We start from the raw sequence: 25,251 nt of genomic DNA, 5'->3' as shown, positions 1-25,251 counted from the left end.
TAATGGTCACTGGTTCCTCGACCTCGTACTTTATGCAACCTCAACCTTGTGATGCGAAGTCCGATTCTTATCGGCTTCCTGATACTCTTCGAGCTTTGCAATGAGGCGGGGAGCCAATCTACAAACGAGGTCAGTAAATACTGCCTCCAGGTGCCAACGGCTTCCCCAGTAACTGTTAAATACTCTATCAATTCATCTGACTTAAACATACAAGGTGCCCGCCTCTTCGGCAAAGAGGACTTCGGCACGGTTTAGTCATTGGGCTTAAACCTTAAAAAATTCTGCTGCGCAGAACCGCCGAATAAATTGGCGGCTACATAACAAAACCTGGCAGCATATGACATATCGGAGCAAAGATGCCGCTACGCCACCTTGCACAGCGGTCGCAGCGCCTACAGGCGCTGATTTTATTTTCTAAAAAACTGAACTTCTTAAGAAAAGTAAAATTGATCTTGATCTGAACAAAACTTTAAATGAGAATGACTCGCCTTTCGATTTACGGGGCTTTTTCTTTATTTTCTTTGGTTCGAAACCATTTTCATTCTTTTCTCAAGGAGCTGTTAGTGCCAACCTTTATCAAGTCGTCTGCTCGCCCACCTAAAAAAATGCTGACCTCAGCGGTCGGTTTGGCCGTTGCTTCGTTAGCCGTGACGGCACCATTACACGTTCAAGCTCAAGCCCAGACCCAAGCGCAGGGTGTAACTCAGTTAGATACCATTACCGTGCAAGAAGCACGGGAGCAAGGTTATAAAGCGAACCAGTCGGTTTCTAGCAAGTATGTAAAACCGCTGCTGGATACGCCGCAAACCGTGACCGTAGTACCCCAAGAAATAATGAAAGAGCAGCAGGCGTTAAGCTTGCGCCAAGTATTATCTAACGTGTCAGGCATTACCTTTGACGCGGGCGAGGGCGGCGGCGGATCCGGCGATAAAATTAATATTCGCGGTTTTAGCGCCAACTCCAATATGCAAATTGATGGTCTGCGTGACAGCAGCCAAAATAACCGCACCGACACCTTTAACATCGAACAGGTGGAAGTGCTAAAAGGCCCTAACTCAGTATTTGGTGGTGCCGGTACTACCGGTGGCGCTATCAACCAAGTGAGCAAGGCACCTAAGCTGCGTGACTTTGCCGAAGTGGGTGCCAGCCTAGGCACTGATCAATATCGCCGTTTAACGCTGGATGCCAACAAAACCCTCGACGATGTAGGCGTGGACAGTGCGTTTCGTATTAACCTCATGGCACACGAAAATAACGTGCCGGGCCGTAACGACATTGACCGCGAGCGTTTTGGTATTGCGCCCTCGCTGACGATTGGTTTGAGTGAAGCAACGCGCGCCACCTTAAGCTACTTCCACCAAACTGACGACAATCTGCCTGATTACGGCGTGCCGGCTAGGGATGGCAAAGTCTTACCGGGTGTGGATCGGGAGTCTTACTTTGGCTGGCGCAATCTGGATGAAGAAAAAATTCAATCCGATGCTGTTACGTTAAAGCTTGAGCATGAACTCAGCGACATCACCCGCCTTGAAAACCAGACCCGTTATAGCCGTGTATACAGAGACACCACTATTTCTGCGTCTCAGGTCAATACCGATGGTTTGGACTCGGGCCGCTACAAGCCAGCGGGGCCGCAAGCTTATCGTCGCGATGCCCAAACCGAGCTGTTAATAAACCAATTGGGTTTAAGTACTGAGTTTGATACCGCAGGCTTTGAGCATGACATGCTGCTGGGCGGCGAGATTTCTCGCGAAACCTACGACTTAACTGCTTCCAACTATAACTTGGGTAAAGGCTCTAGTGCTTACCCAAGCAACGGCTTCGACCTTTATAATCCGCCCGGATACTGGAACGGCCCAACTACAGTGACTCCTCGCGGCGGTACCGACGCCACGCTAAACACTAAAGCCTTATATGTGTTTGATACCATAGGTTTGGCGCCTAAGTGGGACTTAAGCTTAGGGCTGCGCCACGACTGGATATCCGGTGAAGCAGCAGATAAAACTAAAGCTGGCGTCACTAAAACCAGTGACAAAATGTTCAGTGGTCGGGCCGGTGTTGTCTATAAGCCTGCGGATAATGGCCGCGTTTACTTAGCTTACGGTACTTCCTTTAACCCAGCGGCAGAGGCATTAGCGACCTCGGGTTCGATCTCCGGTGAGAGTTTAAAGCCAGAGCAAAGTGATACTTGGGAATTAGGCACTAAGTGGGAACTGTTGGATGGTCGCTTAGGCATGGATGGTGCGTTATTTCGGGTCGATAAAACCAATGCGCGTGAAACCAATGAGCTGACCGGTGAACTGGAACTTGCCGGTGAACAGCGGGTACAAGGCGTGGAGCTGGGCTTAACCGGTGAAATTACTGAACAGTGGAAATTGTTTGCTAATTACACCTTCCTAGATAGCGAGACCTTAGCTTCGGTGGCTAAACCACAAGAAGGCGGTCGTGATCCTGTGGGTCAGCCCTTAGGTAACACGCCGCGTAACAGTGCTAATCTGTGGACGACCTATGAAGTGCTGCCCGGCATTGAAGTCGGCTACGGTGCTACTTATGTAGGCTCGCGCCAAGTAGCATCTGATGTGGCAGCTAAGCTCGACAGCTACTGGGTGCACAATGCCATGGCCTCTTATCAAGTTAATGATGCTCTTAGCATGCAGCTAAACGCGAATAACCTGTTCGACGAAGAATACGCAGCAGGCGTGCGTGGCCGCCCGGGTTTGGACGATCGTAGCTCGGCTATTGAGCTAGGCGAAGGCCGCTCAGCAGTAGTGTCAGCTAACTATCGTTTCTAAGTTAAGCGGTTTTAAGTAACGCCCTATGTTTAGCGCCGTACGCCGTACGTTTAAGAAGATAAACATCATCTTTTTTCGTACTGCGTACGGCGTTTAACGTATAGCTGTTTTCAGGAGTGATTTTCTATGATGTTACACATTCCACAAGTACTGAGTGCTGAACAAGTGGCCGAGTGTCGTGCACTGTTATTATCCGCCGATTGGCAAGACGGTAAAAGTACCGCTGGCTTTCAATCAGCCATGGCCAAAGATAACTTACAACTGTCTGAAGAGAGCGAAACTGCGCGCTATATTGGCGATATGATCACCCAAGCACTGGCCCAGCATCCGCTGTTTGTGGCGGCAGCCTTGCCGGCGAAAGTGTTTCCGCCGTTGTTTAACTGCTATCAAGGTGGCCAGTCCTTTGGCGTGCACGTGGATAACTCGATTCGGTTTAATAGCGCTACCAATGAGCCGATCCGCACCGATTTATCGGCGACGCTATTTTTCTGTGAGCCGGATGAATATGAAGGCGGTGAGCTTGTGGTTGAAGATAACTATGGTGCGCACAGCGTTAAACTGCCGGCGGGGGATTTGATCTTGTATCCGTCAACCAGCTTGCACCAAGTGATGCCCGTCACTCAAGGTGCGCGCATTAGCTCGTTTTTCTGGATTCAAAGCATGGTGCGTGACGATGGCCAGCGCACCTTGCTCTTTGATTTAGATTCCAGTATTCAGCAGGTGAATCAGCAACTAGGCACCGGCAGTGAGACCAGCATTCAGCTCACGGGTGTGTATCACAACTTGCTGCGCCGTTGGGCGCTGTAAGTTCGTGTGAGGTGGGAGGGGTGAATAGTGAGGTGAAGATCAACACAGTGCCGAATCAGCCCTTTGCCGTCTTCCTGATGCACATCAGGATCTCGTTTTTGTTGTTTGGCTTGTAGTCTGCGCTTCACACCTTATATGAATTCAACAAAAAAGCCGACCGGGCACTGGGTGCGCGGTCGGCTAGGCTTGCTATCGCAATGACTTAATGGCGGATGAGCTATTTAGTTAGCGTTAACTTTCTTTTGTGACTTATCTGCTTTTTCTTGCAGACGATGAGCTAAGTCATCGGCTTTCTCTTGATCTTCGATAGCCTTAGCTTCTGGGCTAAGTGGCATAATTAAGTTCAGGAAAATGGCGACAATGCCGCCTGCTGCCATGCCGGAAGAGAAGACGTTTTTCACTAAACTTGGCATAAACTGCAGAATGTCTGGCACCTGAGAGACACCTAAACCCACACCAAATGAGATGGCCATAATAAAGAGCGCGCGTCTGTCTAAACGCTCGCGCGATAAAATGCGCACACCGGCGGCGGCAATAGAGCCAAACATCACTAAAGTCGCGCCACCTAATACCGGCTCAGGAATGCGCTGCACCAGCGTACTGATCACTGGGAATAAACCCATCAGTACCAAGATGCCGGCCACAAAGAAGCCCACATAACGACTAGCAACGCCGGTCATTTGGATAACGCCGTTGTTCTGGCTAAAGGTCGATACCGGAAAGGTATTAAACACCGAGGCCAGTGAGGAGTTAACGCCATCACCCATCACACAACCTTTAATACGCTTCATGTAAATAGGACCAGAAACGGGCTCACCAGACACTTCTGAGGTAGCTGTGGTATCGCCGATACCTTCTAGTGCGGTAATTAAAAACACCAATACCAAGGGGATAAACAGCGAGGCATCAAAGCCCAGACCATACTTCATCGGAATTGGGAATGCGATGGCGGGAATATCAGTGACGGCTGCAGGGGGAACTTTGCCCATAAACATGGCCAGTACTGTGCCTGCCACCATGGCCACTAAGATAGAAGAGAGGCGTACATAGGGGTTAGGAATGCAGTTCATGATCACGATAATGGCGAGCACAGTGCCGGCTAAGGCCAAGTTCTCTAAGGAACCAAAGGTGCCATCTGCCATGGCGCCAAAACCGCCGCCGATAGAGGTTAAGCCAATTTGAATTAAGGTCAGACCAATCAGCGTGACGATAATGCCGCTGACCAGTGGCGAAATAATGCGTCGTGCCAAATGTAGGAAGCGGGACAAAATAATTTCGGTGGGTGCCGCCAGCAGTGCGGTACCAAAAATGGCCGCCAACATAGCTTCTGTAGTCACGCCGCCGTCTTTCATCGCCAAACCACTGGCAATAATAGGACCTAAGAAGTTAAAGCTGGTGCCTTGAATAGACAGTAAACCCGTGCCTATTGGCCCAAAACGCTTCATCTGAATAAAAGACGCCACACCGGTAATAAACAGCGACATGCTAATGATGTGGGCCGTGTCTTGAGCGGGAATACCCAGCGTTTGACAAATAATTAACGGTGGGGTGATAACGGCCACGAACAAGGCCAACAGGTGCTGGATAGCAGCGAACAGCGCCTGAAAAAAGGGCGGCTTGTCGTGTAACTTGTAGACCAGTTCACTTTGGCTGATCTGGGCTTGGGTTTGTGCTGGTTGGCTCATGGTATCTGCATTCCAAAAGTAAGTAGCAAGAAGTAATGGCTTAGCGCCCCATGATGTTTCCACATCAAGGGCTATGTTTTCATATAAAAGCTTTTGTTGCAACAATGTTAATTAAGTGTATTTTGTTGCTTGTTATTGTCGTTGTTACTAAGCCGTGCTCCGTTGTTGAGCGCGCATAGGCTACGTTAGGCGTCAGTATTAGGCCAACTCAAAGCATGCATATTCAACATTGATGCATGTGTTTTATTAATACCTACCATGATTCTCGTGTTCTTTGATTTATGAAAGCGCTCACTAAGCCTTTATTCATCGGGTGTTCTTACAGATACAGCATCTGATTTCGTTACTGGCGAGATCAGGAGTAAACTAGCGCGCTCTCACGGCCGAGTTATTAACGAGATAGTGCGGCTTTGTTGGGAATGAGCAGTCGGAGTTTGTGTGGAATTTGAATTTTTTCGTGATCTAAATGGCCAGCATCGCGCCCGTTTTTCTATGGGGCATGAAGTGATGGGTGCTTGGCTGACCGATGAGGTGACCATGACCGAGGCCGCCGAGTTACTGGATGTAATTGCGCAGTTAGAAGCCGGTGAGACCCAAGAGTTTAAAAGAGCTTATGGCGAATGCAGCTTATTGCTGACGCGAGAAGAAGCCGAAATCAGTGCTCATGCGCTGGCCTTTGATAGCGAATTAGAAGACGGCATGGCTTATTACGATGATGAACTCTACGCCGGCTGCGGCCTAGATGACCTAGCCCGAGTGCTAGAACAGTGGCAAGATTTTTGTACTAATCAATAAACACAGCGCCGAGCACCAAGCGCCCGGCGCCCAGCTAAACAGAGGGCGGTGTTGGTCTTTATGCCGTCATCCTGACGAAAGTCAGGATCTCGCTCTAGATCTAGATCTTAGTGACTAAAACCTATTTGCCACGTTTCTTTGTTACGAGAGTCACGGAAGAACACGGAATAATAGTGATCAGATCTGACAGTGCCAGAGCCAAGATTTTCAATGGTAAGAGCTAACCACCAAGCCATCAGCAGTCAAGCTCTTAAAATAAATAGGTTCTTGTTACTCGTCGATTTTATCTTGGCTTAATCTTTCCGTGAGTTCTGTGGATTCCGTGGCAAATGATCTTTAGCTCTTTCTTTAGCTTGGCGCTGGGCGCTTAAATTTTAATTTTCCCTCTACCACTCTTAATTTTACCGCGTTGGGTTTTGCTGTCGGTGCGCTTGCGCTTGGCGTTTTTGCTGGGCTGAGTGGGGCGGCGCACCTTTACGGGCTTGCCGGCGAGCTGTAATAAGCTGACCAGAGCTTCTCTAGCGGTTTCTTTATTCATCAGCTGACTGCGATGACTCTCGACTCGGATCATTATCCAACCGGACTCCAAGACCCGATTATCCTTCATCTTCGCCAACGCCTCTTTATAACTATCGGGGAGGCTTGGGCTGTTGACGTAATCAAAGCGTAGCTGCACCGCCGAGTCGGTTTTATTCACATGCTGGCCGCCAGGGCCACTGGAGCGCATGGTGATAAACTCTATTTCTTGCTCAGGGATCTGCACGCGGGCAGATAACAATAACATACGGGCTCCATTGCACTCTGTTGGTGCTTTTTAGTGTCTCGACTGCACCAATATCATATCACGACCTCATCACCCTGCCGTTTTTAAAGTATAACTTGTTGATAATTAAGTTATAAAAACATTGGCGTAAAGCTTGCTTGTTCTAATTGCTACCAAGACGGTATAGGCAAACAAGGAGGCTCACCATGAAAATGATTTGCGCCATTATCAAACCCTTCAAACTCGACGATGTACGCACGGCTCTAGCCACGGCCGGCGTCCACGGGATGACGGTGACAGAAGTTAAAGGCTTTGGCCGCCAGAAAGGACACACAGAGCTATATCGAGGTGCCGAATACAGTGTCGACTTTGTACCTAAGATCAAACTCGAAATTGCCGCAGCCAGCGAGCAGGTGGAAGAAATTATCGAAGCCATTATAGCGGCGGCGTACACCGGGAAAATCGGCGACGGAAAAATTTTTGTTTATGCACTGCAACAAGCTGTGCGTCTTCGTACTGGGGAGCGCGATCTGGAAGCCATTTAAGCGAGGGATAGCCAATGGACACCTTAACTGAAATGAAGTTTGCTCTGGATACCTTTTACTTCCTGATATCCGGTGTACTGGTGATGTGGATGGCCGCAGGATTTGCCATGTTAGAGGCGGGCTTAGTGCGTGCCAAGAACACCACCGAAATATTAACCAAAAATGTGCTGCTGTTTGCCATCGCCTGCACCATGTATCTATTAGTTGGTTATCACCTTATGTATCTGAATAATCCTGAAGGCGGCTGGTTGCCAAGCCTAGGCGGTTTAATAGGGCAGGTGGCAGAGGGCGCGGATCATGCGCTGGAGGCCGACTTTTTCTTTCAGGTAGTCTTTGTGGCCACCGCCATGTCTATTGTGTCCGGTGCCGTGGCCGAGCGCATGAAACTATGGGGTTTTCTCGCCTTTAGCGTAGTAATGACCGGCTTTATCTATCCGATTGAAGGTTACTGGGTGTGGGGCGGTGGGTTTTTGTCTGAATTAGGTTTCGTTGATTTTGCCGGCTCAGGCATTGTCCATCTGGCCGGAGCCAGTGCGGCGTTAGCCGGTGTGTTACTGCTCGGCGCCCGTAAAGGCAAGTACGGTAAAAACGGTGAGATCCATCCTATTCCAGGATCCAATATGCCACTGGCAACCTTGGGGACCTTTATTTTGTGGATGGGGTGGTTCGGTTTTAATGGTGGCTCGCAGCTATTGCTGTCAGATGTGGCAAACGCCACCGCCGTGGCGGGGATTTTTGTTAATACCAATGCGGCGGCAGCGGCCGGTGTGATTGGCGCCTTGTTGGTGACCAAGCTGACCTGGGGCAAGGCCGATCTCACCATGATCCTCAATGGCGCTTTAGCTGGCTTGGTGGCGATAACCGCGGATCCCGTATCGCCTAGCCCGCTATGGGCTGCAAGTATCGGTTTGCTGGCGGGCATAGTCGTGGTGTATGCCATTGTGGTGCTGGACAAGCTGCGTATCGATGATCCCGTAGGAGCCATTTCGGTACACGGTGTCTGCGGTATGTTGGGACTATTGCTGGTACCCGTGACCAATCCCGAGGCTACGCTGTGGGTTCAGCTGGTCGGCTGTTTGGTAATTGGTGGATGGGTATTTGGCGCCAGCCTATTGGTTTGGTATCTGCTGAAGCGCACCCTGGGTATTCGAGTCACCGAAGAAGACGAAGTGTCGGGCATGGATAAAGTAGATTGCGGCATTGATGCCTACCCTGAGTTCGTGACCTTAAAGCGCAGCTGAATAAAATCATCTACTGACTCTACTCTCTACAACTAGCGCTAATAATGAAAAGGAAGCCTCGGCTTCCTTTTTTTATTGGATTCTTGCGCTAGCGCAAAGACAAAGGGCGCGGGTGCAGGCAATATGGTGGGATGCGGCTGCGCATGACACGCTTTATCATTTAGATGTGAGTTACTGGTTGCTTCCAGTCGTCGCCTGAGTATACTGCTGAATGTTAATTGTTCTCACTCAACTAAATGGATGTTAAGCATGCCTACTAAATTAGGTCTATCCGCCGCTGCACTGCTCGTCGCCAGTTTTACCGGCCAAGCCTTTGCCGAAGAAGTGAATGTTTACTCAAATCGTCAAGATTTTTTGATCAAGCCCATCATCGATACCTTTACCAAAGAAACCGGTATTGATGTGAATGTGGTGTTTTTAAAAGATGGTTTGGGTGAGCGCTTAGAGCGTGAAGGCCGTTTATCACCAGCAGATTTATTGTTAACGGTCGACGTGAGTCGCCTGATGGATGTGGTAGACAAAGACTTGACTCAAGCGGTTGAGAGCGAAATTCTTGAAGAAAGTATTCCGGCGCAGTATCGCGATGTTGACGGTAAATGGTTTGCGCTGACCACTCGTGCCCGCGCCATTTATACCTCCAAAAATCGCATCGGTAAGCGCGAAGATATTACCTATGAAGAGTTGGCGGATCCCAAGTACAAAGGAAAAGTTTGTACTCGCAGCGGCAAACATCCCTATAATGTTGCCCTTACTGCCTCCATGATTGATGAACATGGTGTTGATTACACTAAAACTTGGTTGCAAGGCTTAAAAGCTAACTTGGCACAAAAGCCACAAGGCGGTGACCGCGACCAGATCAAAGCCATTAAAGATGGTGTCTGTGATTACGCGTTAGGCAACAGCTATTACTATGGCGTGATGTTAAGCGATGAAGAACAGCGTGAAACGGCAGAAGCTGTGTACATCAACTTCCCCAATCAGGCTGACCGTGGCACACATGTCAATATTTCGGCCGTAGCACTGGCCAAGCACGCTAAAAACAAAGATGCCGCCATTAAGTTAATGGAGTTTTTAGCAAGTGATGAAGCGCAACATTTGTATGCGTCTGCTAACCATGAGTATCCGGTTAAAGAGGGTGTTGAACCTTCTGCACTGGTAAAAGGCTGGGGTGATTTCGCTGCCGATAAACGCCCACTGGTTGATGTAGCAAAACATGCTAAAACCGCAGTGCAATTGGTAGACGAAGTTAAATTCGATCTATAAAAAAGACGGGGGTCTAGGCCCCCGTTTGAGCTATCAATGAAACGAACAGCGTGGACAGTCAGTAGCTGGGTACTAGCCTTGCTGCTGACTTTGCCTATTATGGCACTTATTTATGAAGCCTTATTACCCACCGAAGATGTGTTTCGTCATCTCTGGGGATCTGTGCTTCCTACCTATATCAGCAATACCTTTTGGTTGGTGTTGTGGGTCATGGTGTTTAGCTTTTTAGCGGGTGTACCCGCCGCTTGGCTGATGGCCATGTGCGAATTGCCCAGCAAACGCTGGCTGCAATGGGCCTTGATCCTGCCGCTAGCCATGCCCTCTTATATTGTTGCCTTCGTTTACACCGATTTATTAGACTTCTCTGGCCCCGTGCAAGGCACGCTGCGCCATTGGTTTGGCTGGCAATCCGTCAGTGATTATTACTTTCCCGCCATTCGTAGCCTAGGCGGCGCCGCTCTGGTGCTGGGCTTAGTGCTGTTTCCGTATGTGTATTTATTAGCGCGTACCGCCTTTATGGAGCAATCCATGAGCTTGGTGCAATCCAGCCGGCTGTTGGGCTGTACTCCTTGGCAAAGCTTTAAAAAAGTCAGCTTGCCGCTGGCGCGCCCGGCCATAGTGGTGGGTTTATCATTAGTGGCCATGGAAACGCTGGCCGAGTTTGGCACAGTGAACTTTTTTGCTGTAAACACCCTGACTACGGCCGTATATGACACCTGGCTGGGCTATGGCAGTTTAAATGCGGCGGCAAAAATTTCCGCCATTATGCTGTTAGTGGTGATGTTGCTGCTGAGCATGGAGCGCATGAGTCGCAAGCGCCAACAAGTGTTTCAAAAACACATGGGGCAAGAGCCACACACCGGCTATGTACTGACCGGTGTTACTAAATGGAGTGCGCTGATTTTTTGCTGGGGCTTGGTGGCGCTGGGCTTTTTACTGCCGTTTATTATTTTGTGTTATCACGCGCTGCGCTATTTTGACCAAGCGTGGAACAGTCGCTTCTTCGAATACAGCCTCAACAGTTTGTTGCTATCCAGCCTAGTAGCGGGCATCGCAATAGTGGTGGCCTTAGTGCTCGGCATGAGCCATCGCTTAACCGGCAAAACCTATACCCAAATTCCTAAGCGCTTGGCCTCCATGGGCTATGCCTTGCCGGGTACCGTGCTGGCCATCGGCGTATTAGTGCCCTTAACCAGTTTAGACTTCGCCATTAATGATGCCGCACTGTGGTTAGGCGTCACTGAGCCGGGCTTATTATTTACCGGCACCATGACCGCCATCGCCTTTGGCTACTTAGTGCGCTTTGGCGCCATGGCCATTGGCTCAGTAGAAAGCAGCTTAGGCAAAGTATCGCCCTCTCTCGATATGGTGACGCAAACCATGGGTTATAGCCCCAGCGCCATGATGATGAAAGTGCATGTGCCGCTGATCCGCAAGGGCATATTAGCCGGTGCGCTATTGGTGTTTATTGAGTGCATGAAAGAGCTACCGGCGGCGCTGTTATTACGCCCCTTTAACTTTCAAACACTGGCCACTTACGTATATCAATTTGTCTCAGACGAGCAGTTAGAATTGGGTGCGCTACCCGCCATCGTCATAGTGTTAGTGGGCCTGATCCCGCTGATTTTCTTAAACCGATCATTGGAGCAAGCACACTGATGGCGGCATTAGATGTAAATAACCTGAGTTGCAGTTATAACGGCAACCTGGTGTTAAATAACTTATCGTTGCAGGTCGAAGACAACGAGATCATGTGCCTGCTGGGCGCCAGCGGCTGTGGTAAAACCACGTTGTTAAAAGCTATTGCCGGCTTATTGCCGGTGAGCCAAGGCGAGATCGCCATTCACGGCAATAATATGAATGGTCAAGGGCTGGCGGTGGTGCCGGAGCGGCGCAATGTGGGCATGATTTTTCAAGATTATGCGCTATTTCCGCATTTGAGCGTGGCGCAAAACGTGGCCTTTGGCATACAAAACAAAGAGCGCAACAAGGCACTGGTCGCCGATAAAGTGGCGGAAATGCTGGCGCTGGTCAATCTGGCAGAATTAGGCGATCGCCAGCCCCATCAATTGTCGGGCGGTCAGCAACAGCGCGTGGCCATTGCGCGCGCCATGATTGGCAAGCCGCAATTGATGCTACTCGATGAGCCATTTTCTAACATAGACACCCAAGTGCGGATGCGCCTGATTGGTGAGATTCGCGAGCTGCTAAAAAGCCAAGGCATAAGCGCTATCTTCGTAACTCACAGTAAAGAAGAAGCCTTCGCCTTTTCTGACCGATTAGCGTTATTTCGTGCCGGTCATATCGAGCAAGTGGGCCGCCCACAAACCTTGTATCAGCATCCGCAAACCCGTTTTGTGGCCGACTTTTTAGGCTTGGCCAACTATGTGCCCGCCACGGTAATTGACACCAATACCGTGCTTACCGCCATGGGGCCGATTGCGAGTCAATCGGTACTTAATGCCGACATAGGTGCCACCGGTCAGCTAATGCTACGACCTCGGCAAATTCAGTTGTCTTTAACTGAACAAGGCAATGGCCATGTGTTAGAGCAGCAGTTTTTAGGCACCCACAGCCGGTGTGTGGTGGAGTGCCAAGGCTTGCGCTTAGAGGTGAGCACCAATGACTTGCTGCCTGCGGTGAGCCAAGTGCACGTTAAAGTCTTACCCCATGCCTTAACCTTTTTTCCCGACAGCGAAGGCCAACGTGCGGTAGCTTGAGTGCCCTTATGTGAGCGGTGAAGTGTGAGGCGAGAGGGAAAACCGTTTTACGCCTCACTCTTATCGCTTTTCGCTTTAAACATACTGCTCAAATAGCTCGAGTACGCTTTGGTGTAAGGTGGTGATGGGCGTGTCGTGGGTGGGCGTAATAAAGATAGTATCGTCGCCGGCTATGGTACCGAGAATGCCTTCGGCTTTGCCGAGCGAGTCCAGCATGCGGGCGATTAACTGCGCCGCACCTGGGCTGGTATGAATGACGATCAAGGCATTGTTATGGCCCACATCCAATACTAAGTTTTTTAGCTGGCTGCTACTGGTGGGCACGCCCAGTTCGACGGGCAGGCAATAGACCATTTCCATCTTGGCGTTACGGGTGCGCACCGCGCCAAACTTGCTCAGCATGCGCGATACTTTAGACTGGTTGATATTATCAAACCCAGCATCCTGCAGCGCGGCGACTATCTCTGCCTGAGAACCAAAACGTTCCTCATTGAGTAAGGCCTTAAAGACTTTAATCAGGTGTTCTTGTTTTTCGTTCATTGTTTGCAGCCGAATGAGCGGGAGTGAAGGGGCATATTGTCTATCCATGATGGTTTTTTATCAAGGATTAGTCATTTATATTGCATAAAGATGCAGAATTAGCTTGCATTAGTAGCTCTGCAAAATAAAATCAGTCAAACACTCTGACATTTGATGTGGACATAGCGCATGGGCATAGAATTTAACAATATTTGCAAGTCCTGGGCTGGTCAGGAAATTTTAAGTCAGGTATCGCTTAACTGTCCGGCCGGCGAGATTTTAGTCTTGCTGGGCCCCAGTGGCGCGGGCAAAAGCTCTTTGTTGCGCTTGATGAATTTACTGGATACGCCAGACTCCGGCCAACTTACCATCGCCGGTGAGGAATTTTCTTTTCCTGACGCGCACGCTGGGCGCTTACATAAACGCGCCCAATTGCTGCGCGGCAAGGTAGGCATGGTGTTTCAGCAGTATCATTTATGGCCCCACCTCACGGTAGAGCAAAATTTACTGGAAGCACCGCTTAAAGTGCTGGGCATGAATAAAAGTGCAGCGCAAGATAAGGCCCAGCAGTTACTCGCACAGCTTAAGCTCAGCGATAAAAGTAACGCTTGGCCTAATGCGCTGTCGGGCGGTCAGCAACAACGAGTGGCCATCGCTCGCGCTTTAATGATGAACCCTCGGGTATTGTTGTTTGACGAACCCACGGCGGCACTGGATCCCGAGATCACCAAAGAGGTGGCCGAGATCATTTTGCAGCTGGGCAAAACCGGTATTACCCAAGTAGTGGTCACGCACGAAGTGAGCTTTGCGCGGCGTGTAGCCAGTAAAGTCGCCTATCTTGAACAAGGGCGCCTTATTGAATACGGCGATGCCAACTTACTGGTACAGCCCCAGACAGAACGCTTTGCCGAGTTTTTAAGACATTAATTATTCATGTGAAGAGTAGAGAGTGAAGCGGACAACACAGTTCGGTATTTTGTAGGCGAACACTTGTTCTCGCATTTCAACCCAGGCGAAAATCTTTAAAAAGATCAATTTCAATGGGCAGCTTATGACTTAAAGCTGCCCAAATGGCAAAATAACAATAAGGATATTTAACCGATGAACAAGACATTATTAGCGGTGGCATTGTTAACCAGTACCGGATTAGCACAAGCTGAGGAAGTGAAGTTTGTGACCAATGCGGCTTATGCGCCCTTTGAATTCGTTGATGAAAACAACGAGATGCAAGGCTTTGATATCGACTTAGCGAAAGCCATTTGTGAAGTGCAGAAAATGGAGTGCAGCTTTCATAATCAAGCCTTCGACAGCTTGATCCCAAGCCTTAAGTTTCGTCGTTACAACGCCGCCATTGCTGCCATGGACATTACACCCGAGCGCGCCAAGCAGGTGGACTTCAGTGATATTTATTACGAAAACTCCGCAGTATTTGTGACGCCAACTAATAAGTTTGAAAAATTAGACCAGCTACAAAAAGATACCGTGGGCGTACAAAACGGTACTTCTCACCAAAAATACATTCAAGATAAGCTAGAAGCCAACGGCATGACGGCACGCCCCTATCAAAGTGTGCAAGATGCGCTGCTCGATATGAGCAATGGCCGTATTAATGCGGTGTTTGCCGATACCGCAGTCGTGGGTGATTGGCTGGCGAAAAACGAAGGTTATGCGGTATTGGGCGAACGCATTACCGATGATGACTACTTTGGCACCGGCTTTGGTATCGCCGTGACCAAGGGTAATCAGGTATTGCTAGAGCAAATTAACCAAGGCTTGAGCCAGTTAAAAGAAAACGGTACTTACGACAAGCTCCATCAACAGTACTTCCCTAAGTAATATGCTCACTCACCTAATGAATGCCAGCCTGATGACCTTGGGGCTGGCATTGACGTCATTGGCGATTGGGTTAGTGCTGGCCATTTTGTTGTGTGGCGCCGAGATGAGCCGCTTTGCGCTGTTGCGCTGGCCAGCTAATGCGCTGTCTACCGTGTTGCGTGGCTTGCCAGAAATCCTAGTGGTATTTTTTATCTATTTTGGCTCCACTCAAATACTGTTTTTAATAACCGATCAGTACATTGAGTTCAGCCCCTTTTGGTGTGGGGTAACGGCGCTTTCTCTGTTATTTGCTGCTTATTCGGCGCAAACGCTGCGTGGTGCGCTGAATGCGGTGGATAAAGGTCAGCGCCAAGCGGCTCAAGCGCTGGGCTTGCCGGCGCTTTATACCTTTATGCACATTACCTTGCCCCAAATGTGGCGCCATGCACTGCCAGGCCTTGGTAACCAGTGGTTGGTGCTGCTCAAAGACACCGCCTTGGTGTCTTTGATTGGCGTGCACGATTTAATGTATCAAGCCAAAGCCGTGGCTTCTCGTACCTATGAACCTTTTACTTGGTATGGCATAGCAGCACTTATCTATTTAGTGATCACAGTGGTCAGCCAGCAAGGGCTACAACGATTGCGCACGCGAGTAACCCGTTATGACTGATTGGCTGTTCTCGAACTCTGCGGGTATGCCCGACTGGTTTGGCTACCTGCCAACCTTATTACAAGGGGTTAACATTACGCTGCAAATTACCGGTGCCGGCTTATTGCTGGGCTTGGTGATAGCGTTGAGCTTAACCTGGGTATTAGAACGGCGTATTCCGGTATTGGCACAGCTAACTGAGGGCTATTTACTATTGCTCACCGGCACGCCTTTGTTGGTGCAGATTTTTTTAATTTATTACGGACCAGCGCAGTTTGACTGGATTAAAAACAGCTGGGCGTGGACCTACCTGCGCGAGCCGATGTTTTGTGCCATCTTGGCCTTGGGCATGAACGCCGGCGCTTATACCTGCCGCCTATTTAAAGGTGCGCTGGAAGCTGTGCCCAAAGGCGAAACCCTGGCCTGCCAAGCGTTAGGCATGAATAACTGGCAAACCTTGAGCGTGAAATTGCGCCATGCCATGCGCCGTGTTATTCCCGCTTATTCCAATGAAGTGGTGTTGGTGCTGAAGGGCAGCTCTTTGGCCAGCACTATCTCCATTATGGAGATCATGGGCTTAGCCCAGCGGCTTAATGGCCAGACCTACGATACCTTGGCGATATTCGGCTTAGCGGGCGCTATTTATCTACTCTTGAATGGTCTATTAACCTTGGCTTTTCGTCGCTTAGAGAAACGTGCACTACAATTTCAAACCCAACAATAAGTGGTCGCCTTGTCTGCCCTTTAGATCAAGCGCTAGACAAGGAACTAGATTAAGAGCGAGAAAGGCGTGAGATAACGCCATGGCTCTCACAAACAAAGGCTTCACATTATCTTAACTATTGTGTTTTTACAGTGCTTTCGTTATGTTGCTAAAGCATTAGGAAACGTATCACAATTCAAATAATAACGGAGTTTAGCTATGAAAGTTGCCGTACTTGGAGCCGCCGGTGGTATTGGCCAAGCTCTGGCCCTGCTGTTAAAAACTACCCTGCCAGCCGGTTCTGCATTGAGCTTGTATGATATCGCGCCAGTTACCCCTGGTGTTGCTGCCGATCTTAGCCATATTCCTACCGGCGTGAGCGTAGTGGGTTTTGGTGGTGAAGATCCAACACCGGCACTGGAAGGTGCTGACATAGTGCTGATCTCTGCGGGTGTCGCGCGCAAGCCGGGCATGGACCGTGCCGATTTGTTTAACGTGAACGCCGGTATCGTTAAAAACCTGATTGAAAAAGTAGCGGCTACTTGCCCTACAGCTTGTATCGCTATCATCACCAACCCGGTAAACACTACGGTGCCGATTGCTGCCGAAGTGCTGAAAAAAGCCGGTGTGTACGATAAGAAAAAACTGTTCGGCATCACCACGCTAGACGTGATCCGCGGTGAGACCTTTATCTCCGAAGCCAAAGGTATCGACTTAGCGGACATTAAAGTACCCGTGATTGGCGGCCACAGCGGCGTGACCATATTGCCGTTATTGTCTCAGGTTGCTGGCGCTTCTTTCACCGACGAAGAAGTCGAGAAAATGACGCACCGCATCCAAAATGCCGGTACCGAAGTGGTAGAAGCCAAAGCCGGCGGTGGCTCAGCTACCCTGTCTATGGGCCAAGCAGCCTGTCGCTTTGCGCTGTCTTTGGTGGACGCTCTGTCCGGTAAAGCCGACGTTATCGAATACACCTATGTAGACGGCGGCAGCGAACACGCACAGTTCTTCGCTCAACCGGTATTACTGGGTAAAAACGGCGTAGAAAAAGTGCTGCCTTACGGCAAGCTGAGCGCTTTTGAACAGAATGCCATGGACAAGATGCTGGATACGCTGAAAGGCGATATCAAATTAGGCGTGGAATTCGTTAAGTAAGATAACGAATACAGTCCATTAAAAAAGGGAGCCTCGGCTCCCTTTTTGCTTTCTGTGAATCTGCTCTTTGCCTAATACACTCCGACTTCTTTGCCATAAATTTTTGCTATGGCAACGCGGAGCCTTTCGTAGCCGGTAATTTATTCGCCGGTTCTGCGCAGCAGAATGGTTTAAAACCAAACATAAAACCGTGCTGAATAAATTAGCACCTACGAAAACCCAACATATTTTTATAGCCGTCACACACCTCCTCGCATTCATGATCATACGCAGGTAGTCGGGCAATAAAAAAGGTAGCGCCAAGCGCTACCTTTTTCATTCACTTACTATTTATCTCAGGCATTTACTGAGCAATAACAGGGCGTTTCTTGTGCTGTAACACCAAGCCAAGCAAGCAGATTATAGCCGTTGCTATACCTATCGGGTTGCTGTAGTGATGTGGCAAATTGAAACCAATGGGATTGGTTGCTATGTAAGACACGGTGATAGCCGTGCCGACAACCGCAGGCAGACTGGCCACCCAGTGGAACGTGCCTCGGTCGAACAAGTACTTGGTGGCTAACCACAGCACACTGGTGGACAGCAGCATGTTCGAGAAGGCGAAATAGCGCCAGATTAACGCAAAATCCAGGAAAGTCATGAAATAGGCGATACCCAGCAAAGGCACGGCCAATGCCAGTCTGTGCAAGGTGGTTTGCGAGATCTTGAACGCATCCATAATGGTTAAACGCAATGAGCGAAACGCCGTGTCGCCAGAGGTAATCGGGAACACTGCCACTGCCAGAATCGCCATCACACCACCGACCACACCCAGATAACCGGTCGCAATATGGTTAACCACCAAGCCCGGGCCGCCTGCATCAAGCATGCCTTTCAGCTCGACATAACCACCAGGGAAAGCCGCAATACCCGCCAGCGCCCATACACAGGCGACGATGCCTTCACACATCATGGCACCATAAAACACCGGGCGAGCGTACTTTTCATTGGTCAGACAACGCGCAATCATGGGTGATTGGGTGGAGTGAAAACCACTGATAGCGCCACAGGTGATGGTCAGGAACAATAACGGCCACACGGGTAAACCATCTGGGTTGGGCGTTAACAAGTCATCATGGCTATGGCCATCAAAGTAAGAAAATACATCGGCTACCTGTGGCAGGTGCGGTGCTTCCAGTAACAAGGCACCGGCAATCAAGGTGGTCATGACAATCATTAACAAACCAAACAGCGGATAAAGCTTGGTGATGATTTTATCGATAGGTAGCAAGGTCGCTAAAAAGTAATAGCCCAGGATGACCAATACCCAAAAGCTGTTGCCGGCTAAAAAAGTACCTTCAAAATAGGATAAGTTACTCAATAGCCCGGCTGGGCTCATAATAAAAACCACACCCACAAAAAACAGCAGCATGCAGGTAAATACCAGCATAATACCCTTGAAGACCACGTTATAATAATGGCCGGCAATTTCCGGTAAACTTTTGCCATCTTCTTTCAGGCTCATCACACCCGAGAAATAGTCATGTATCGCGCCACCCAGCACGTTACCAATCACGATCCACACTAAGGCAATGGGACCATACAAGGCGCCGAGAATAGGGCCGAAAATGGGGCCGACACCGGCAATGTTCAAAAATTGAATTAAAAATGCTCTGGCCGGGCTGATGGCAACGTAGTCAACGCCGTCATCCAGGCGCTGCTGAGGCGTGCGAGCCGTAGGGTCTATCCCCGCTTGTTTTTCAACAAAGGGGCCATAGAACTTATAGCCGAGAATAAGTATGGTAATACAGATAAAGAATATAAGCATTTATAAAATCCCTTATTAATGAGGTGCTTATTGGTTAATGTTCTCAGCAAGGTAACACGCGCTACCTACCCACTGAATACTTGATTATAGCCGCAGACATCGATGGTTAAGCTCATCGCACGACGACTTGAATTATCCGACAGATGACGGGGCATCTGTCGCGTTCTTTGGTCAAACCTTGATTGATTCTTAGAGAGCGAACCCAAGTATTAATAGTCTTGCCAGCCCAAGGGCCGAACGTTTGCCTATATGTAAGGATGAGCGGCGTACGAACGCTGTCACTTTTTCCAGGCTAACCCTACCTTTGAACCGTTGCGCCGGCCCAGCTGCTGGCTAATCCAGCGGCCAGTCTGCACCAGATCGTCCAGATTTACGCGCGTAAGCATACCTAAGCCTTGTAATAAATACACCACTTCTTCGGTGGCGACATTGCCCGATGCCCCCGGGGCGTAGGGGCAACCGCCGAGGCCGGCCACCGAGCTGTCAATAATGCGTATTCCTTGCTCCAGAGCGGCATAAATATTGGCCAGCGCCTGGCCGTAGGTATCGTGAAAATGTACCGCTAGTTGCTGCAGGGGGACCTCCTGACACACGGCGCTCAGCAGGGCGTTCACCCGCTTGGGAGTGCCGGTGCCCAGCGTATCGCCCAGCGAAATTTCACTACAGCCCATTTGATACAAGGCGCTGGCAACGTGTGCCGCCGCCGCTGGGGTAATGGCGCCTTCATAAGGGCAGTCCAGCACGGTAGATACATAACCGCGCACTGGTATTTTTTGCTCTTTAGCCAAGGCCAACAGCGGCGCAAAGCGCGCCAGACTGCTGGCGATTGAGGCATTGATATTGTGCTGGCAAAAGGACTCGGAAGCGGCGGTGAACACGGCCACCTGGTCAGCACCAGCGGCCAGAGCAGCTTTAAACCCTTGCAGGTTAGGCGTTAGTGCACTGTAAATAACCTGGGGCTGGCGCTTGATGCCCCCCAGCACGGCTTGGCCGTCGGCCATTTGTGGTACCCATTTGGGTGAGACAAAGCTGGCCGCTTCAATGTGCGTCAGGCCACTGTGGGCGAGGCGTTCAATCAGCTCGATTTTAACGGCGGTAGGCACGTGACTGGCTTCGTTCTGCAAGCCATCTCGCGGCGCCATTTCCACCAGGGTTACCGACTCCGTCATCACCACTCCTGTCACTGCTTTATGGCACTCGCTTTCAACACCGAGCAAGCCAGCTTTAAAGACTAAAGACACTTTCGCCACGGAATACACACAAGTCACGGAAGCCACGGAAAGTTAAGAGCAAGAACGAACAGCTACTGGGTAAAATATCACCAACGATAAATTGCGAAACTATTTTCTCTGCTAAGTGGTGTACTTAGTCTGTGCATTCCGTGGAAAAAATAGCTCCTGTTATGGCTTCGCTTCTAGGCGCAGTAGCTCACAGCCGGCGGCTACCTGACAGCCTTGTGCATAATAGAGCTCAGCGACTTTGCCGGCAGTAGGAGCGCGAATAGCATGCTCCATCTTCATTGCCTCCATAATTAATAAGGTTTGTCCGGCCACGACTGTGTCACCTAGCGCCACCTTAAGTTGGCTGATAACCCCAGGCATAGGGGCTGTTAAGCTGTCGGCTGTCGCTTGAATATTCGAGTCAAAATGAGGCTGATATAGCTGGATATCAAAGCGCTGTCCTTGATAAAACAGCCACAACTCATGTTTATGACGCGCCACGTAACAGCGCAGCGGCACCTGATCCACTATCGCATCCAGTCGATCTTCGCTTAACCGAGCGCTCAGCTGGTGCTGGGTATCTTCAAGCTGTACTTGCCAAGTATTGCTCTGTTGAGGGTCGGGGTGTGGGTTGATCATCAGTGGGTATCTTTGCGCATCTAGCACTAATTCAAATTGGCGTAGAGTGGGCATATTTAGCCACCAGCCTTGATTGCCAGCAAAGGGCGAGGTATCCGCTTGCGCTGCTGACTCGCTTAACAATAAAAACACGCCGACTAAGGCCAGCTGTTGCGAACGGCTTAGAGGAGCGGGCGCAAACAGCTCTGACTCATGCTCGGCAATAAAACGGGTGTGTAACTCAGGCTTGTGCAGCGCGGGGGTGGCGACCAAACGACTTAAAAAACCTATGTTGGTGCGCACGCCACCAATGCGATATTGCGCCAGCGCGCGGGCTAAATGGTGCAGAGCACCCTCGCGAGTGGGCGCCCACACGATCAACTTGGCGATCAATGGATCGTAATAAATGCCAATGCTGTCGCCTTGGCGCACGCCAGTGTCGAGGCGGATCACCGGGTCTTGGTTACCCTCAACGGGATTAAAAATGAGCGGCTCATGTAGAGGTGGCTCATGCAAATAGTGCAAGCTGCCGCTCGCCGGCAAAAACTGCTGAGCGGGATCTTCTGCATAAATGCGTGCCTCTATGGCATGACCGTGGATCTGCACTTGTTCTTGGCTAAGCGGTAAGGGCAGGCCAGCGGCAATCTGCAACTGCCAATCAACTAAGTCTAAGCCGGTGACCAGCTCGGTCACTGGATGCTCCACTTGCAAGCGAGTGTTCATTTCCATAAAGAAAAACTGGCCATCGTCGAGATATAAAAACTCCACCGTGCCAGCTCCGCAATAGTCTATGGCCAGTGCGGCGCGCACCGCCGCCTCACCCATGGCCGCCGCTATGTGCGGGGCCAAGTTAGGCGCAGGCGCTTCTTCAAGTACCTTTTGCTGGCGCCTTTGCAGTGAACAGTCGCGATCGGCTAAATACATTCCTTGGCCAAATTGATCGCAAAACACTTGTACTTCTATATGGCGAGCTTCTGGAAGGTAGCGCTCCAAGAGCATAGCATCGTCACCAAAGGCGGCCTTGGCTTCGCGCTTAGCGGCCGCTAGCGCCTCATCAAATTCACTCAGTTGCTGCACCAAGCGCATGCCTTTACCGCCGCCGCCCGCCACTGCCTTAAGTAACAGCGGAAAGCCACAGCGTTCGGCCGCTTGGCGCAAGTGTATCGGGTCTTGTTCATCTTCATGAAAGCCCGGCACCACTGGCACCCCTGCGGCAGTCATTAAGTGTTTGGCGGCAGACTTTGAGCCCATGGCGCTGATTGCTGCTGCAGGTGGGCCAATAAAAACGACGCCTTGCTCGGCACAGGCCTGAGCAAAATTGGCATTTTCCGATAAAAAACCGTAACCCGGATGTATGGCCTCGGCACCGCTGGCCTTAGCGATGTTCAATAACAAATCAGGGCGCAAATAACTGTCGGTGGCGGGGGCTGGGCCTAAATACCAGGCTTCATCGGCCAAGGTGACATGCAAGGCCTCAGTGTCGGCGGCGGAATAAACGGCCACGGTACTAATGCCCAATCGCCGACAGGTACGAATAATACGACAGGCAATTTCACCACGATTGGCAATCAATACTTTGTTAAACAGGCGGGCAGGTGTGGCATCAGACATTGTCATCCTCCCAAGGTGGGGGCTGTTGTTGCAAGAAGGCATGAACTCCGGCTTGTGCCTCGTCGCTTACGCGTACCTCGGCTAAGCGTTGTGCGCTGCGTTCGATTAAATCCGCATCTATCGGCAGGTCGGCAATGTCTTGCAGCCATTGCTTAGTTGCCGTTAGCGCGCATGGTCCATTGCGCAGCAAGCCTGCAATCAGCGCATCCGCCGCCTCATCTAAGCTCTGCTCTGGCGCGGCTGTGTAATGAATTAAGCCCAACTGCTTAGCGGTGGCTGCCGTTATCACTTCGGCGGTTAATAAATAGCGCCTCGCTTGGCGCAGGCCGATGGCGCGCAATACATAAGGGCTAATGGTGGCGGCAATCAGTCCTAAGCGCACTTCACTAAAGCAAAAACGACTGTTGTTACTGGCTATCACTAAGTCACAGCAGCTGATTATTCCCAAAGCGCCCCCATAGGCCGCGCCTTGCACCAGTGCTAGCACCGGATGGGCAAAGGTGTCGATTTGTTGCAGTAGCAGGGCTAATTTTCGTGCAGCCGCTAAATTTTGTTCGGGGGTTAACTGGCAAGCCTGTTTCATCCAGTTAAGATCGGCGCCGGTGCTAAAGTGTTTACCTTGGGCACGGATCACTAATAAGCGTAATTCAGGCATGCTCGCCGCTTGGCGTAAAGCGTCGGCCATGGCGTCAATCATGGTCTCGTTTAGCGCATTACCTTGTTCGGGCCGATTGAATATTAGCTCAACTAGGCCGCGATTTTGATTGACCAGTAACACCGGCTCGCTCATGGCACCTCCTACATGCGAAATACGCCAAATTGCGTATCTGGAATTGGCCGATTAAGGGCCACGGCTAAGCTCATGGCGAGCACGCGCCGACTGTCGAGAGGGTCTATGATACCGTCGTCCCACAGCCGCGCACTGGCATACCAAGGGTGTCCTTCTTGTTCGTAGTTTTGAATGATGCGCGCTTTAAAGTCAGCTTCATCGGCCTCACTCCACTGGGGTGTTTGGTGTTGCTGTTGACTCTTATCATCGGCGGCGCGGCGCACTGTGGCCAATACCCCGGCGGCTTGCTCGCCGCCCATCACCGAAATCCGCGCGTTAGGCCACATCCATAAAAAATCGGGCGCAAAGGCGCGGCCGCACATGCCGTAATTACCGGCGCCAAAACTGCCGCCGATAATAAGCGTGATTTTCGGCACCTGAGCGCAGGCGACCGCCATCACCAACTTGGCACCGTGCTTGGCGATACCTTCGGCCTCATATTTTTTACCCACCATAAAGCCGGTAATGTTTTGCAAAAACACCAAAGGGATACCACGCTGACAACAAAGCTCGATAAAGTGCGCGCCTTTCAGTGCCGACTCACTAAATAAGATGCCATTGTTGGCAATAATGCCCACCGCAAAGCCGTGTAAATGCGCAAAGCCGGTGACCAGACTACTGCCATAATCGCGCTTAAACTCATCGAAGGCCGAGTCATCCACCAAGCGTGCTATCACGGCGTGCACATCCATGGCTTTGCGTAAATCGGTGCCGACAATGCCGTACAACTGCTCAATGGGATAACGGGGCGGTATGGGGTTTTTAGACGGGTTAGCTAATGCCGGTCGATTTAAGTTCGCCACTAAACGGCGTGCCAACCAGAGCGCATGGGCATCGTTTTCTGCCAGATAATCCGCCACCCCAGACTGTTGGGTATGCACCTCGGCGCCGCCTAATTCTTCGGCACTCACCACCTCGCCGGTGGCGGCGCGCACTAAAGGCGGGCCACCTAAGAAAATGGTGCCTTGGTGGCGCACAATAATTGATTCGTCCGCCATAGCGGGCACATAGGCGCCACCCGCAGTGCACAGGCCCATCACGACGGCGAGCTGGGGAATATTGGCGGCGGACATACGGGCTTGATTAAAAAAGATGCGACCAAAATGATCCCGGTCCGGAAACACCTCTGCCTGACTGGGTAAATGCGCGCCGCCGGAGTCGACCAAATAAATACAAGGTAGACGACAACGTTCGGCAATTTCTTGGGCGCGCAGGTGTTTTTTCACCGTCAGTGGATAATAAGTGCCGCCTTTTACCGTGGCATCATTGGCCACTATCATGCACTCCACGCCACTCACTCGGCCTATGCCGGTGATCAAACCCGCTGCCGCCACAGGCTCGTCGTACACCTGATGGGCGGCAAGCGGAGACAGCTCTAAAAAAGGCGCGCCTGAGTCAAGTAATTCGCGAATGCGCTCGCGAGCCAATAATTTCCCTCTTTGCTGATGGCGCGCTTGCTTATCGCGGCCACCGCCTTTGGCTATGTCGGCCAGCAACTGGTTTAGTAATGCTACCTCAGCTGCCATCGCCTTATGCTTGGCCTTAAACTCGGGCGCTTGGGGATTAATATTATCAGGCAGTATGGTCATCCAGAGCTCCTGCAGGTACTCGTTATGTCTACTTGTTCACGGCTGGTAAAACCGAAAGATTTTTTCGCCACGGAACCCACGGAAAAATTAAGACCAAGAGCGAATTGCGATTTTTTTGGTGGCAT

Annotated in this window: 21 protein-coding genes; 13 read left to right on the top strand and 8 right to left on the bottom strand. The window is 50.6% G+C overall.

The window, feature by feature from the left end:
* Positions 1-563: 563 nt before the first annotated feature.
* Positions 564-2,792, top strand: a complete 2,229-nt coding sequence (locus R0134_RS12990) for a TonB-dependent siderophore receptor (RefSeq protein WP_319782381.1) — start codon at positions 564-566, stop codon at positions 2,790-2,792.
* Between the two features lie 126 nt (positions 2,793-2,918).
* The gene (locus R0134_RS12985; protein ID WP_319782380.1) at positions 2,919-3,599 is read left to right on the top strand and encodes a Fe2+-dependent dioxygenase; all 681 of its coding nucleotides are present in this window, start codon (positions 2,919-2,921) and stop codon (positions 3,597-3,599) included.
* Between the two features lie 221 nt (positions 3,600-3,820).
* Here R0134_RS12985 and R0134_RS12980 read toward each other — a convergent pair whose 3' ends face one another.
* On the bottom strand, positions 3,821-5,284 hold the full coding sequence (locus tag R0134_RS12980; protein WP_319782379.1) for a nucleobase:cation symporter-2 family protein: 1,464 nt from the start codon (positions 5,282-5,284) through the stop codon (positions 3,821-3,823).
* 438 nt (positions 5,285-5,722) lie between these two features.
* On the opposite strand from R0134_RS12980, the gene R0134_RS12975 reads away from it, so the two are divergent.
* Positions 5,723-6,079, top strand: a complete 357-nt coding sequence (locus R0134_RS12975) for a YacL family protein (protein WP_087035108.1) — start codon at positions 5,723-5,725, stop codon at positions 6,077-6,079.
* A 367-nt stretch (positions 6,080-6,446) separates the two neighbouring features.
* On the opposite strand, the gene arfB is transcribed toward R0134_RS12975, so the two are convergent.
* Positions 6,447-6,863 carry an alternative ribosome rescue aminoacyl-tRNA hydrolase ArfB gene (gene arfB / locus R0134_RS12970; RefSeq protein WP_319782377.1) on the bottom strand — a complete coding sequence of 139 codons (417 nt, stop codon included), beginning with the start codon at positions 6,861-6,863 and terminating at the stop codon, positions 6,447-6,449.
* A 185-nt stretch (positions 6,864-7,048) separates the two neighbouring features.
* On the opposite strand from arfB, the gene R0134_RS12965 reads away from it, so the two are divergent.
* The 5 genes from R0134_RS12965 (at position 7,049) to R0134_RS12945 (ending at position 12,611) form a co-directional block, all read left to right on the top strand.
* Positions 7,049-7,387: a P-II family nitrogen regulator gene (locus R0134_RS12965; protein ID WP_319782376.1), complete on the top strand. Its 339-nt coding sequence runs from the start codon at positions 7,049-7,051 to the stop codon at positions 7,385-7,387.
* A gap of 14 nt (positions 7,388-7,401) precedes the next feature.
* Positions 7,402-8,628 (top strand): ammonium transporter, encoded by a 1,227-nt coding sequence (locus R0134_RS12960; RefSeq protein WP_319782375.1) that lies wholly within the window; start codon positions 7,402-7,404, stop codon positions 8,626-8,628.
* A 249-nt stretch (positions 8,629-8,877) separates the two neighbouring features.
* Positions 8,878-9,891: a Fe(3+) ABC transporter substrate-binding protein gene (locus R0134_RS12955; RefSeq protein WP_319782374.1), complete on the top strand. Its 1,014-nt coding sequence runs from the start codon at positions 8,878-8,880 to the stop codon at positions 9,889-9,891.
* A gap of 36 nt (positions 9,892-9,927) precedes the next feature.
* The gene (locus R0134_RS12950) at positions 9,928-11,550 is read left to right on the top strand and encodes an iron ABC transporter permease (protein WP_319782373.1); all 1,623 of its coding nucleotides are present in this window, start codon (positions 9,928-9,930) and stop codon (positions 11,548-11,550) included.
* Positions 11,550-12,611, top strand: a complete 1,062-nt coding sequence (locus tag R0134_RS12945) for an ABC transporter ATP-binding protein (RefSeq protein ID WP_319782371.1) — start codon at positions 11,550-11,552, stop codon at positions 12,609-12,611. The genes R0134_RS12950 and R0134_RS12945 overlap by 1 nt, the downstream gene beginning before the upstream one ends.
* A gap of 75 nt (positions 12,612-12,686) precedes the next feature.
* Here R0134_RS12945 and argR read toward each other — a convergent pair whose 3' ends face one another.
* Positions 12,687-13,151, bottom strand: coding sequence for a transcriptional regulator ArgR (gene argR, locus R0134_RS12940; RefSeq protein ID WP_087035100.1), 465 nt, complete (start codon positions 13,149-13,151; stop codon positions 12,687-12,689).
* Between the two features lie 168 nt (positions 13,152-13,319).
* Here argR and R0134_RS12935 point away from each other — a divergent pair, with 168 nt between their 5' ends.
* The 5 genes from R0134_RS12935 to mdh all read left to right on the top strand — a co-directional run bounded on the left by R0134_RS12935 (position 13,320) and on the right by mdh (position 17,452).
* On the top strand, positions 13,320-14,057 hold the full coding sequence (locus R0134_RS12935) for an ATP-binding cassette domain-containing protein (protein WP_319782370.1): 738 nt from the start codon (positions 13,320-13,322) through the stop codon (positions 14,055-14,057).
* A gap of 174 nt (positions 14,058-14,231) precedes the next feature.
* On the top strand, positions 14,232-14,966 hold the full coding sequence (locus R0134_RS12930) for a transporter substrate-binding domain-containing protein (RefSeq protein ID WP_319782369.1): 735 nt from the start codon (positions 14,232-14,234) through the stop codon (positions 14,964-14,966).
* Position 14,967: 1 nt separating this feature from the next.
* Positions 14,968-15,615 (top strand): arginine ABC transporter permease ArtQ, encoded by a 648-nt coding sequence (gene artQ, locus R0134_RS12925; RefSeq protein WP_319782368.1) that lies wholly within the window; start codon positions 14,968-14,970, stop codon positions 15,613-15,615.
* On the top strand, positions 15,608-16,318 hold the full coding sequence (gene artM / locus R0134_RS12920) for an arginine ABC transporter permease ArtM (protein ID WP_413641404.1): 711 nt from the start codon (positions 15,608-15,610) through the stop codon (positions 16,316-16,318). Before artQ ends, artM begins: the two co-directional genes overlap by 8 nt.
* A gap of 198 nt (positions 16,319-16,516) precedes the next feature.
* On the top strand, positions 16,517-17,452 hold the full coding sequence (mdh, locus tag R0134_RS12915; RefSeq protein ID WP_319782367.1) for a malate dehydrogenase: 936 nt from the start codon (positions 16,517-16,519) through the stop codon (positions 17,450-17,452).
* Between the two features lie 343 nt (positions 17,453-17,795).
* Here mdh and R0134_RS12910 read toward each other — a convergent pair whose 3' ends face one another.
* The 5 genes from R0134_RS12910 to R0134_RS12890 form a co-directional block, all read right to left on the bottom strand.
* Positions 17,796-19,259 (bottom strand): carbon starvation protein A, encoded by a 1,464-nt coding sequence (locus R0134_RS12910; protein ID WP_319782366.1) that lies wholly within the window; start codon positions 19,257-19,259, stop codon positions 17,796-17,798.
* Positions 19,260-19,537: 278 nt separating this feature from the next.
* On the bottom strand, positions 19,538-20,428 hold the full coding sequence (locus R0134_RS12905) for a hydroxymethylglutaryl-CoA lyase (protein WP_319782365.1): 891 nt from the start codon (positions 20,426-20,428) through the stop codon (positions 19,538-19,540).
* A 231-nt stretch (positions 20,429-20,659) separates the two neighbouring features.
* Complete coding sequence (locus R0134_RS12900; protein ID WP_319782364.1) at positions 20,660-22,708, bottom strand: acetyl/propionyl/methylcrotonyl-CoA carboxylase subunit alpha; 2,049 nt, start codon at positions 22,706-22,708, stop codon at positions 20,660-20,662.
* Positions 22,701-23,498 (bottom strand): enoyl-CoA hydratase-related protein, encoded by a 798-nt coding sequence (locus tag R0134_RS12895; RefSeq protein ID WP_319782363.1) that lies wholly within the window; start codon positions 23,496-23,498, stop codon positions 22,701-22,703. Before R0134_RS12895 ends, R0134_RS12900 begins: the two co-directional genes overlap by 8 nt.
* Before the next feature lie 8 nt (positions 23,499-23,506).
* Positions 23,507-25,126, bottom strand: a complete 1,620-nt coding sequence (locus R0134_RS12890) for a carboxyl transferase domain-containing protein (protein ID WP_319782362.1) — start codon at positions 25,124-25,126, stop codon at positions 23,507-23,509.
* Positions 25,127-25,251: the final 125 nt, after the last annotated feature.

The organism is Oceanisphaera sp. IT1-181 (genome assembly GCF_033807535.1).
In the GTDB taxonomy this organism is placed as follows: Bacteria; Pseudomonadota; Gammaproteobacteria; order Enterobacterales; family Aeromonadaceae; genus Oceanimonas.
This window is presented reverse-complemented; position numbering and strand designations above follow the sequence as displayed.